General features: G+C 38.5%; 14 protein-coding genes. 2 read left to right on the top strand and 12 right to left on the bottom strand.

Annotated elements, in window-relative coordinates:
* Together BHECKSOX2_RS08455 and BHECKSOX2_RS08450 are read left to right on the top strand one after the other, a co-directional pair.
* Positions 1-780: IS30 family transposase (locus BHECKSOX2_RS08455; protein WP_139682242.1), on the top strand; the 780-nt coding region annotated here is incomplete at its 5' end.
* A gap of 57 nt (positions 781-837) precedes the next feature.
* The gene (locus tag BHECKSOX2_RS08450; RefSeq protein WP_139683219.1) at positions 838-1,101 is read left to right on the top strand and encodes a hypothetical protein; all 264 of its coding nucleotides are present in this window, start codon (positions 838-840) and stop codon (positions 1,099-1,101) included.
* Between the two features lie 40 nt (positions 1,102-1,141).
* Here the strand turns inward: BHECKSOX2_RS08450 and der are convergent, their stop codons facing one another.
* The 12 genes from der to BHECKSOX2_RS08390 form a co-directional block, all read right to left on the bottom strand.
* A complete protein-coding gene (gene der / locus BHECKSOX2_RS08445) occupies positions 1,142-2,539 on the bottom strand; it encodes a ribosome biogenesis GTPase Der (RefSeq protein WP_139683218.1) in 1,398 nt (465 codons plus the stop codon).
* A gap of 19 nt (positions 2,540-2,558) precedes the next feature.
* Complete coding sequence (locus BHECKSOX2_RS08440) at positions 2,559-3,176, bottom strand: YfgM family protein (protein WP_139683217.1); 618 nt, start codon at positions 3,174-3,176, stop codon at positions 2,559-2,561.
* Positions 3,173-4,441: a histidine--tRNA ligase gene (gene hisS / locus BHECKSOX2_RS08435; RefSeq protein ID WP_139683216.1), complete on the bottom strand. Its 1,269-nt coding sequence runs from the start codon at positions 4,439-4,441 to the stop codon at positions 3,173-3,175. Before hisS ends, BHECKSOX2_RS08440 begins: the two co-directional genes overlap by 4 nt.
* A gap of 40 nt (positions 4,442-4,481) precedes the next feature.
* Positions 4,482-5,384, bottom strand: a complete 903-nt coding sequence (locus BHECKSOX2_RS08430; protein WP_090717751.1) for a 5'-nucleotidase — start codon at positions 5,382-5,384, stop codon at positions 4,482-4,484.
* Positions 5,385-5,438: 54 nt separating this feature from the next.
* The gene (locus BHECKSOX2_RS08425) at positions 5,439-5,720 is read right to left on the bottom strand and encodes a DUF1249 domain-containing protein (protein ID WP_180323725.1); all 282 of its coding nucleotides are present in this window, start codon (positions 5,718-5,720) and stop codon (positions 5,439-5,441) included.
* A 77-nt stretch (positions 5,721-5,797) separates the two neighbouring features.
* A complete protein-coding gene (locus BHECKSOX2_RS08420; protein ID WP_139683214.1) occupies positions 5,798-6,502 on the bottom strand; it encodes a metallophosphoesterase family protein in 705 nt (234 codons plus the stop codon).
* Positions 6,503-6,505: 3 nt separating this feature from the next.
* Positions 6,506-7,555, bottom strand: coding sequence for an alanine racemase (gene alr, locus BHECKSOX2_RS08415; protein ID WP_245391359.1), 1,050 nt, complete (start codon positions 7,553-7,555; stop codon positions 6,506-6,508).
* 15 nt (positions 7,556-7,570) lie between these two features.
* Complete coding sequence (gene dnaB, locus BHECKSOX2_RS08410; protein ID WP_139683212.1) at positions 7,571-9,019, bottom strand: replicative DNA helicase; 1,449 nt, start codon at positions 9,017-9,019, stop codon at positions 7,571-7,573.
* Positions 9,020-9,186: 167 nt separating this feature from the next.
* Complete coding sequence (gene rplI / locus BHECKSOX2_RS08405) at positions 9,187-9,642, bottom strand: 50S ribosomal protein L9 (RefSeq protein ID WP_139683211.1); 456 nt, start codon at positions 9,640-9,642, stop codon at positions 9,187-9,189.
* A gap of 9 nt (positions 9,643-9,651) precedes the next feature.
* Positions 9,652-9,906 (bottom strand): 30S ribosomal protein S18, encoded by a 255-nt coding sequence (rpsR, locus tag BHECKSOX2_RS08400; protein ID WP_139683210.1) that lies wholly within the window; start codon positions 9,904-9,906, stop codon positions 9,652-9,654.
* 9 nt (positions 9,907-9,915) lie between these two features.
* Positions 9,916-10,266 (bottom strand): 30S ribosomal protein S6, encoded by a 351-nt coding sequence (gene rpsF / locus BHECKSOX2_RS08395; RefSeq protein ID WP_139683209.1) that lies wholly within the window; start codon positions 10,264-10,266, stop codon positions 9,916-9,918.
* Positions 10,267-10,592: 326 nt separating this feature from the next.
* Entirely contained in the window at positions 10,593-11,930 is a 1,338-nt protein-coding gene (locus tag BHECKSOX2_RS08390) for an IS1380 family transposase (protein WP_139682100.1), read from the bottom strand.
* Between the last annotated feature and the right edge of the window lie 143 nt (positions 11,931-12,073).

Here is a 12,073-nt window from a genome sequence, read left to right as displayed (position 1 = left end):
AAACTCACAGATTGTGTTAAAAATTACATTAGTGAAAAGCTAAAAGAATATTGGAGTCCTGAACAAATCATGGGACGCTTGGAATTAGATAAAAAGATTAAAATTAGCACTGAAACCGCCTACCGCTTTGTCTTGCAAGACAAAGCGGTAGGCGGAGCGCTTTACAAATACCTACGCCATCAGCATAAGAAATATCGAAAACGCTATGGCAAAAATGATTATCGAGGTAGGATACCTAATCGCATTGACATTGATGAGCACCCCAGTATTGTTGATGCTCGCACTCGCATTGGCGACTGGGAAGTTGACTTGGTTATTGGTAAAGGACACAAAGGTGGCTTTGCCACTCTTGCTGAGCGTAAGAGTAGGCTATATCTTGCACTACCCATTGTCAACAAAACCGCACAAAATGCAAATGACGCTATCAATAAACGACTCACTCCACTTAAACATTGGGTCAAAACCTTGACTTTTGACAATGGCAGGGAGTTTAGTTGGCATGAAAAGCTAGCAGAAAATCTTGACTGTAACACTTACTTTGCCAAGCCGTATCATAGTTGGGAAAGGGGCTTAAACGAGAATCACAATGGACTGTTAAGGCAATTCTTCCCTAAGCGAATGGCTTTGGATAATGTGAGTGAGAAAGAAGCATTTAGGGCAACAGATTTAATGAATAATAGACCTAGGAAATGCTTGGGGTACAAGACCCCATTTGAGGTCTTTGCCAAGATGACTGGCAAGGACTATTTTTTAAATGGAAGTGTTGCACTTATGGGTTGAATTCGCCAGATATGTGATAAATTTGAAAATGATAAATTCAAGCAAGCGTTTAAATCCTTGATACTTGATGACTTGCCACTTGCTGTGTGTTGCCATCATAGTGGAGATATTGACAAAGATTCTATTGAGATTGCAATTCTTTCAAGTGCTGAATCTGAGAATATTATTCAATTAAAAACAGGTGTATTTTTTCGTGAAGTGCTAGCAGGATGCGCTTGTAGTGATGACCCATCACAGGCAATAAGTTATGAAAATGGCTACTGTGAACTGCACATTAAATTTGATAAAGATGCTGATAAGTTGGAAATAGTGTCACAATAAAGACATATAGCGTACAAAATAAAAGAAGATGGAGTGCTTTTTATTTCTTCTTTTTAATAAATTTCATTAGACGACGCTTTTTAGAAATTTGTCTAGCGTTTAAACTATTCTTCTTACCTTTAAAAGGGTTGTCCCCACTCTTATATTCAATATGCATTGGTGTATTGCTAAGTCTTAAGGCGTCGATAAAGAAGTTTTTTAAGTAGCGGTCGTAAGCATTAGGCACACTTTGCAAATGGTTGCCATGAAAAGTTAAAGTGGGTGGAAACACATCGGTTTGATTAACATATTTAATCTTAAGTCGCCTGCCTTTGACAGGGGGTGGCTGGTGTCCATGGTTAGCATCTGCCAAAATCTTGTTGAGTTCAGGGGTGCTAAACTCAGCACCTGCATTTTTGTAAGCTTTGATAATGGGTGCGAATAACTTACCAACGCCTGATCCATGTAGGGCAGAGATGTAATGCACACTGGCGTAACTAACAAACGATAATTTAACTTCTAATTTACGCTTTACTTCTTGTTTTTGATAAGCATCCAGCCCATCCCATTTGTTAATCACAATGAGCAAGGCTCTACCGTTATCGGCGCTCATGCCTAATAAGGTCGCATCTTGTTCAGTAATGCCTTCATGTGCATCTAATACCAATATTACTACATGAGAGCGTTCTACCGCTTCTTTCGCTTTTAAAATTGAGAATATTTCAACCTTTTCATGTGTGGAGCGTTTACGACGAATACCTGCAGTATCAATTAATGTGTATTTTTGCCCCTCTCGTTCAAAAGGGATGTAGATACTATCACGGGTTGTGCCGGGTAAGTCAATTGCCAAGACACGCTCTTCGCCTAATATACGATTAACCAAGGTAGATTTACCAACATTCGGCCGACCTAAAACTGCAACTGCGATACCTTTAACTTCGGCTTCCTGCTCCTCCCCCTCTTCTTTTGGAAGTAACGGTAGGGTGTAATCAATTAAATCACCAATCCCTTGCCCGTGTTCTGCTGAGATGAGTTGTGGCTCGCCTAAGCCTAACTCGTAAAATTCTGTCGCTAAAGAGGGGTCTAGGCCTTCGGCTTTATTACAAACCAAAACAATATCTTTTTTGAGTTTTCGTAATTGAATAGCAATCTCTCTATCCAAGCCAATCACACCATCTCGACTACTGAGAATAAAGTAAATAATATCAGACTCTTCAAGTGCATTGAGCACCTGCGATTGGATGCCGTTATCAATAATATTGTCTTGATTAGTTAGACCGCCAGTGTCAATTAATGTGACATAAGTTTCGCTGTCATTGTCAAATAAAATTTCTCCGTATTGACGGTCGCGTGTTAAACCTTCAAAGTCAGACACTAATGCCTGACGCGATCTACTTAGGCGATTAAATAAGGTGGACTTACCAACATTTGGGCGTCCAACGAGAGAGATAACGGACATAGCAAAAGATGCTTAGCAATTAATTTAAATCATTGAGTTTGATTTGAATTAAAGACACTAACTTTGAACCCTTATCTAATTGAGATATTGCCAATTGGTAATGTTTTTTTGCAGCGTCAATATTATTCTGTGCAAAATAAATATCACCTTTGATATGGTCATACAAAGCACCAAATGCTTTGTTGGTGTTTTCTCCTAATGTACTAAGGGCTTTATCGGCATCATTGATTTCTAAATACACACTGACCGCTTTAAATTTTGCATTTTGTGCGATAAATTTATTTGTGCTGTTGGTTAATGGCAATAAATAATTAAGTGCGTCTTGATAATTTTTTTGGCTGACTGCTTGTTTTGCCATTACCAAATCTGCTTGCTGTGCGTAAGTACTCTGAGCATGATTTTCTTTAAGTGTCTTTAAAGCATTAGTATTATTCGGGTTGGCGACCACTGACAAGTAGTAACCTCGTGCTTGAACAGTCTGTTGGCGCTGTTGTCCTTTATAATAATCAAAACCCCAAAGACCACCTAAACCCAGAGACACACCAACAATAATCTGCAACGCATTTTCTTTAATCCACTTTTTGATTTGTTCAGCTTGTTCTTCGTCGGTTTTTCTTACTTCAATAAAATTTTTCATATTTCTCCTTTTAAATAATTTATTGCGTCTTCTATACGCATTGCTTGTTGTCCACCTTGACCTTTGAGCGGTTTAATCGCTACTTGGTTGTTGTTTAACTCTTTTTCTCCTAAAATAATAGCAAAATCGGCATTCGCTTTATCAGCTTTTTTAAATTGCGATTTGAAACTACCCATCGTGATATCATTATAAAGGATTAATGCTGGTAATGCTTCATGGAGTTGCTCGGCAATTTGCAATGATTTTATTTGTGCCTCATCACCTAATGCCACGATATAAGCAGACAGTGTATCACCAGTAATTGATAAATTTTGCTCTTGAATCAATAAAATCAGACGCTCTAAACCCAGTGCAAAACCAACGCCGGGGCAAGGCTTGCCACCCATTTTTTCGACCAAACTATCGTAGCGACCACCCGCACATATTGTAGCTTGTGCACCTAAGTCAGTGGTGGTCCATTCAAATACGGTGCGATTGTAATAATCCAATCCACGCACCAAACGCGTGTTAATGACATAAGGAATATCCATACATTCTAAATATGCTTTAAACGCATCAAAGTGCTTGGCAGATTCTTCGTCTAGATGTGCCATTAATTTAGGTGCTGCTTCAATCAATGTATGTAGATCCTCATTTTTAGAATCTAGAATTCTAAGCGGATTGGTTTTTAAGCGCCTTGTCGAATCTTCGTCTAATTGGTCTTTGTGCTGCGTGAAATAGTCAACCAATACGCTTCGATAGTTAGCGCGTGCCTCGTTAGAGCCAAGTGTGTTGATTTCTAAGGTGATATTCTTTAGTCCTAAGTTTTGCCACAATGAATGCGTGATGGCAATTAATTCAGCATCACTCTTTGCATTATGTGCACCGAATACCTCAGCGCCAATTTGATGAAACTGACGATAGCGACCTTTTTGAGGGCGCTCGTGTCTAAACATTGCGCCTTGATAAAAGACTTTTTGAATGCCTTCTCTTGGTAGATTATGCTCAATCATTGCACGCACCACACCTGCGGTATTTTCAGGTCTAAGGCTTAATAAATCGCCATTTGAGTCCGTCCAAGTGTACATTTCTTTTTCAACAATATCTGTTGTTTGTCCAATTGCACGACAAAAAGTATCAGTCTTTTCCACGACTGGGGTGCGGATATTCTTAAAGCCATAAGCAATAAATGTATCAAAGATGATTTTTTCTAACGACAGCCACAAATGAGAGTCTTTGGGTAGACAATCGTTCATTCCTCGGATGGCATTGATTTTGTTTGACATTGCTAAGTTAAATAATAAATTGGGTGTATTTTACTATGATTTACTTATTAATAATACCGTTTGGTACATGTCCGGCAGGCACATATTCGGCGGCTGATTGGCAGTGTTTGTGTTGGTCATCAAAGAAGATATCAGCGCCAAATTTTTTGAGAAATACGCCTTTATCAAGTCCGTCTAAAAAGAAAGACTCGTCAATACGGATATTCCAAGCGCGCAATGTTTTGATAGCGCGTTTATGTGCGGGCGCACCTCTAGCGGTAACAAGAGCTGTTCTGATTGGGTTGTCTTCTTCTGGGAATGAGGATTGAATGTTGTGTAATGATTTTAAGAAACACTTAAATGGACCTGATTTTAATTCAATATTAGCAGATTTTTTTTCGTTTGCTGAAAAGGCATCCAGTCCTTTTTCTTGGAAAATTTTCTCAGCCTCATCAGAAAATAACACAGCATCACCATCAAAGGCAATACGCAGCTGCGTATTGTGTGCGTTTTTGGTACCAGAGCCAACAATTGATGCAGCGGCAAAACCAGATGCTATGGCTTTTTGTACATCTTTGTAATGACTGGATAAGAATAAATCTGCATTAAACGCATCTAAATAAGTGTGTGTACTTTCGCCACGGGTGAATACAGCTTTGGCAATATTTAAATCATAATGTTCAATAGAATTAAAAATACGCAAACCTGTATCAGCACTGTTGCGAGAAAGCAAAACCACATCAATCGGTGTTTTCTTGCTGTTAAGATTTAGTAGTTTTTTCACCAAAGTAAAGCCAACACCAGGCTTTAGTACAACATCTTCATTTTCTTGCTGATGTTTAGCATACGCTTCAACACCTTGTTCTTTAAATATTTTGTGCGATTTGTCTAAGTCAAACAATGCCCTTGATGAGATGGCAACAACCAGTTTTCCATCCGCATTTTTTTCTACTGCGTGTGCCATGTAAATCCTTTATATTTATCCAGACAGTATTCTATCCATTTTTCAATAAAAATGTTAAGTTCCCATTGTATAATTCATATCATTGCATTGTGCAAGATATGGATGTGTACTGTTCAGTGTGGCTTCATTACAAACTGATAATACTTCTAAGAGTTCGGCATCAAAATACACCTTAAATTTAATATCAGGACGATTTAGCGAGCCGAGTTTGTGTGTGAGTATAAAGATGGCAGTGTAAGGTGTTTTATCTTCAACAAATAAATACAAATCTTGCTCATTGTCATGACATATCACACTATTATGTGTAATATCTTTGAGCGTGGGAATGAGGTTCAAAATCTTTTGGTAGTTTGATTCGAACAACCTTGAGACTTCCCTGTAAGTCTTAGGACTACGTTGTGTGTATAAAGATTTTAAGAATTTATCCATTGTGTTTCATAGTCTAAGCAACCGTCATCAAAAAGGGTGTAATAATTAAAGCCAATGCGTCGTTCGTCATTAAACTGCGTGGCAGTTGATGGACAGGCGATAATTTTTAAACCATTTTTATCAAATTCTGCCGACTCGTGTGCGTGACCAAACAGCACTGCTTGTATTTTAGGGTGTTTGTCTAACACGGCAAATAAGTCCTGTGGATTTTCCAAAGATAAGGCGTCATCCCACGCACTATTCATCGGCACGATAGGGTGGTGTAAGACAATAAGATTATATTTTGTATTGGAATGTTGCAGTTGTTTATCCAGTGTTGTGAGTGCATTTTTTGTGACAAAGCCACTGGTTTTACCTAGTTGTACCGAGTCAATGTTAATAATATCCCAAGCGCCCAGTGTAATACAATCAAATAAACAAGCGCCAAACTCACTAGCAAGATTATTTGAGTCATCATGATTTCCAGCAATGACAAAAATATCAGTTTCAATAGGTGTGAGAATTTCTTTTAACTTTTTGTAAGAGTGAGGCGTGCCATTGTGTGTCAAATCACCACTAATTAGCAATGCATCACTTTGTAGGGTAACGATTTTATCAACAACTTTTGCTAAGTTTATATGGCTGTCAACTTCCATGGTCTGGGCGTTATCATCAATATGACAATCGCTGATTTGGATAAAATGTTTCATTTTTTATTTTTCACTAACAAAGCTTACTCGAGCGCTAACACCTGTTAATAGTTCATAACCAATAGTGCCACTATGATGTGCCACGGTTTCAACCCGCAGTTTTTTATCCCCCCACAAAATTGCCTTATCACCAATGGCTACTTTTGCGCTACCGATATCTACGGCTATCATATCCATTGATACGCGACCTACCAATAGATGCAATGCGCCATTAATCAATACAGGCGTGGTGTTTGTTGCATGCCTAGGATAGCCATCACCATAACCAATGGCAATTATTGCTATAGTGGTTTGTTTATTAGCTGTCCAACTTGCACCATAACCAACACAATCACCTGTTTGTAATGTTTTGATGGAGATAATAGGCGCTGATAGTTGCATAACAGGCTTAAGTGTAAAACGATTATCCTTAAAAGGCAAAGCACCATACAACATAATGCCAGGGCGCACCACATCAAAAATCGATTCTGGTAGTGATAAAATCGCAGCAGAATTTGCCATAGAGCGATTATTTTTATTGTCTGTTAATGTGTTGAATGTCTTAAGCTGTGCTTGATTCATTGGATGATTTTGTTCATCTGCACAAGCAAAGTGACTCATGACACATTTGATATTAATCAGTGGATTAGACTTAAAACTGGACAAACATTGCTGGTACTCATCACTTGATAGACCAAGTCTATGCATGCCTGTGTCAATCTTCAACCAAATGTTTAATGTTTGTGTTGTGTTATTAATGAGCGTGATTTGTGAGCTATGATGCACCATACAATGGCAATTCAAATTTATCGCTTGTTGTAACTCTTTACTAGAGTGAACGCCTGATAATAATAAAATAGGTTTGTCGCTTATTCGTCTGAGTTTTTGCGCTTCTTTTATCTCGCTTATCGCTAAAATATCGGCGTTTTCAAGTAGTGGTGTAACCAAATCTAGTTGATGACCATAAGCATTGGCTTTCACCATTGCTACGACCTTTGCTTGTGGCGCATACTTTTTGACAACGGATAAGTTATACAATAATGCAGATTGAGAGATTGTTGCCACGCCACGCATATTAATTCAAGAGAATTAAAAATCTTCTGCTTCGAAATTGGCTTCGCTGTTGGCGTAGGCCGCATCGATCATCGCATCATCAGGTGTGTACTGCGCCATAGAATCAGGTGCCAAATCTTCAAAACGAGTGTATTGACCAATCCATGCAAGTTTAATGCCACCAGTTTCGCCATTACGATGCTTGGCGATTTGAAGGTCTGCCTTGCCAACTTCTTCTGGATTGGAATAATTTTCATCATGATATTGCTCGTCTCGATAAACGAAAGCAATGATATCAGCATCCTGCTCAATCGAGCCTGATTCGCGCAAATCTGACATTTGTGGCATCCGACCTTTATTGGGCTTGGGGCGTGATTCAACACCACGATTAAGTTGTGATAAGGCAATCACAGGTACACCAATTTCTTTAGCCAGTGCTTTAAGGGAGCGAGAGATTTCTGATATTTCCTGCACTCGGTTTTCACTCTTTCCGTGTACCGTCATCAACTGCAAGTAATCCACCATAATCAGTGCTAACTCAGGGTATTGTCTTTTAATGCGACGGGATTTTGCACGAATTTCTGTTGGGGTAATAGAAGGTGTTTCGTCAATTAAAATATCGTTTTTATCCATTGCACTAATAGCATGACTAAAACTATTCCAATCAGTTTCTGTCATCTCACCTGCACGAATTTTTTTGCTATCAATATGTCCAAATGAAGAAATCATTCTAAGTATTAATGCTTCAGTCGGCATCTCTAGAGAAAATACCAATACGGGTTTACTTTGTTGAATAGCCACATTACCGACAATATTCATTGCAAGGGCTGTTTTACCCATAGAAGGGCGACCTGCAATAATGATTAAATCACCTTTTTGCAAGCCTGAAGTTTTTTTGTCTAATTCCGTGAAACCAGTTTCTAGCCCTGTTAATCCACCCTTACTTTCTGCCCATTCATGCGCTAAATTAGCCACATCCTTAGTCATATCTTTAACATTAATAACATCTTGTTTGCCACGATTGATATGCTCTGCAATATCAAATATTTCTCTTTCAGACAAATCAATTAATTCTTGCAGTTCAATGTCTTTTGGGTTGTAGGCTTTGTCGGAAATTGTGTGGCTAGCTTGAATCAATCGTCGATAAACAGACAACTCACGCACATGTTTGGCATAGGTTTGAATGTTTGTAACACTGGGTGTATTCTCAGCAATTTGTGCCAAATAGGCAAAGCCACCCACAGCTTCTTCATCACCTGTTTTTTTTAATCGTTCTTTAACCGTTAGAATATCTGCAGGCTCTGCGTGTTCTAACAGTAGTTTAATTGCTTCAAAGATAAGTCGGTGTGAGGCAGTATAAAAATCATCTTTGTTGATAGCATCGGCTACTTGGTCCCATGCTTCGTTATGCAATAGCAAGCCACCGAGCACAGATTGCTCTGATTCGATTGAATTTGGCGGTATATTAATGTTTTCAATATCCATAATGATTGTAAAAAATAAGCAGTAAAAACCTTGCAAGACAAGGACTTAATTTTAACTTAATTTATTGTTAGCGCCCCATAATGTTTCATCAAAAACCCAATCAAAACAAGTAGACAATAAAAAACCCTCGCAAAGAGGGTTTTTTATAACATTTGATTTGTTGTTCTTTATTGCACTTCTTCAGAGGCCTCAACCACCACCTTGATGTCAACAGTGATACTAGTGTGTAAAGTGATACTAATATCATACTCGCCAACATGATGAATTGCTTCGGGTAAGTTAATATCACATTTTTCAACTTCATGACCTGCTTGTGCCAAACTTGCTTTAATGTCTGCTGTGGCAACAGAACCAAATAGCTTACCTTCTTCACTTGCATTCGCTTTAAGTGAACAAACCGTACCAGCCATTGCATCTGCTTTTGATTGCGCTGCTTTGATTGCAGCTACTTCTTTTGCCTCTAAATCGGCCTTTATGGTTTCAAACTCTGCTAGGTTAGCTGCTGTTGCTGGCTTCACCTTGCCTTGTGGAATTAAGAAGTTGCGTGCATAACCCGCTTTAACATTAGCGACATCACCTAAACCACCCATCTTACCAATTGTTTCTAATAAAATTACTTGCATGATTAACTCCTATTTTTTATGCTTGTCAGTGTAAGGAATCAATGCTAGGAACCTAGCACGCTTGATTGCAGTGGTTAATTGACGCTGGAATTTGGCGCTTGTGCCCGTCATTCTTGATGGGGTAATTTTGCCACCTTCGTCAATGTTCTTTAACAAAACATCTACATCTTTATAGTCGATTTCTTTAACACCTGCTGCTGTGAAACGACAAAAAGTGTTGATTTTAATTTGAGGTCTGCGTTTTCTCTTTTGTTGCTTAGCCATAATACTCTCCTATCTCCTATCTTTCTTTTTTTCGTCTGAGTCTTTGGCATTCATCATTACTGAAGCCTCAGTGATTGCGCCTTTCTTGGAAATGATTAAATTCCTTAAAATAGCATCGTTAAAACGGAAGTTGTAATTTAATTTATCAAGTGTCTCTTGGTCACACTCAATATTTAACATTAAGTAATGCGCCTTATAAATTTTGTTGATTGGATAAGCAAGGTGTTTACGACCCCAGTCTTCTTCACGGTGAATTTTACCGCCATCGGCAGTAATAATCTCTTTGTATTTGCCCATCATCGTTTCAACTTGTGTTGATTGATCAGGATGCACAATTAGTGTAATCTCATAGTGTCTCATGAGTGTTTTCTCCTTATGGTTATATTAAAAAAATAGCTTGCCAAGTTGGTACCCAGTCAAGCAAGGGAAAGCGCATTATACACTGTTTTGCATTTTTAGATTAAGAGTGTTCCCCAAATCCAAAAATAGAACCACCCAACCCAAAAAATACCAATCAAAATCCTAAAAAACCACCCCATTCAAGTCTTGCATCCATAAAAATACAGACAATACCCCCAATTTGATAAGATCAGCACAAATTATTCGATATTTTGGATCGTTTAGGTTTTTCAGGTGTGCTTAAGCCTCCTTTGTTTAGGCAGGGCTTGTTTTGTTGTTCGTTTAAATCAAGATAGCAACGGCTTAAACGCTTTGATGTTGTTTAGCACCTGAGTAAGTAAGTCATAATATTGTGCTTGGCACTTAACAATCACTTGTCTGCCATGTTGAAGTACTTTAGCGGCGATAGCATAGAAGCGATTGCGCACATACTTGGCTCTTTTATTGGCAAATTCAAGGGGTAATATTTGACGCATTAGTGCAAACAAGTTGTAAGACAAACTACAAATATCAAAATACAAGGCATTGGCATTAAAATCACCACAAGGCATTTGTCTTGCACCAAAATCATTTTTCAATTCTTTGATACGGTTTTCACTGTCTTCACCTCGTTGGTTGTAAAAATGGATAACCTTGCTGTCACTCAAAGTTTCAAGATTGGTGGCGATAGAGCGATAAATATATTGTCCACTGGTGATTTGTTCAGGGGCTTGGGTGCTGTTATTGCTGTCTAATTCTAAGTCTAATTCTACCTGCCCAGTAACAGAGCTCCTTTGCACGACTAAATCAAAGACTTTGCCATTATTACCCATAAAATGGCGCATTCTAAAAGTGGCTTGCCCATCAATGGCTTTGCCTTTTTTATCAACCAAAGGTTGCCATTGGTTGTCCTTATCTACAAAAATATCTTTAAGAGATTGACATATCTTTGCTCTGATACTAAATTCAATATCATGTTCAAAGCAATAATCAATAATACTGGCTTGATAGCCTGCTGCGTCTATTCTAAGTTTTTTGATGTTAGTGCCTTTAGGTAATGCGTCTTGAGAGATTTTGATAAAGTCAAGGTTGTCTTTTGCTGGTGATACATTACCCGCCCTAAAGTTAGTGGCAACAATCTGCCCTGTTTGGGCGATATGTCCTATTATTGGCATATAGCCCTTGTGTTTCTTATAAGTCCACTGAGCATCAGCTTTATTGGCAATGACTTCACTGGCATCAATATCAAGGGTGATGTTTTTGCAATGATTAAGCGTGGCTTTAAGCACAGTTTTATTGACCTTTTGTAAGGCTTTGATTCCTTGGTTGTCTTCACCTAAACGCCGAAGCCAAATGCCAATAGCCTGTGGGGTTGGCACGCTTTGATTGGTGATTAAGCGTAGCGCCTTGTCTTTGGCAATGTGGGTAGTATCATCTAAGCACTGACCACCTTCATGTTGACTTAATATCAAGGTATTGATAAAAGTGGAGGCTTTGAGTGCACAATTGCTACCAAGGGCTGGGAAGTGTTGATCAATGGTATTAGACAAACTCAATGTGTTAATGGTATGTGCAGTAGCAAGTAATCCAATGCGAGCGGTTAAAAGTTCGTTGGTAGAGGACAGTTTGTAGTTTAAAATTTTCATAAACGCAGTAAGGTTTGGTTGTGTATAAAAGGGATGTGGTTGTCTTTTGTGTTTTCACCCAATGGGTGAAGCGGTTTTTTGGTTGAAATCATTATACCAGTTGGGGTTTGTGTGTTTTTTTGATTTCTATTTTTGGATTAGGG

It is taken from the genome of thiotrophic endosymbiont of Bathymodiolus puteoserpentis (Logatchev) (genome assembly GCF_900127505.1).
Classification (GTDB): domain Bacteria; phylum Pseudomonadota; class Gammaproteobacteria; order PS1; family Pseudothioglobaceae; genus Thiodubiliella.
Note: the sequence above shows the minus strand (reverse complement) of the source record. Positions and strands in the feature narration are given on the sequence as shown.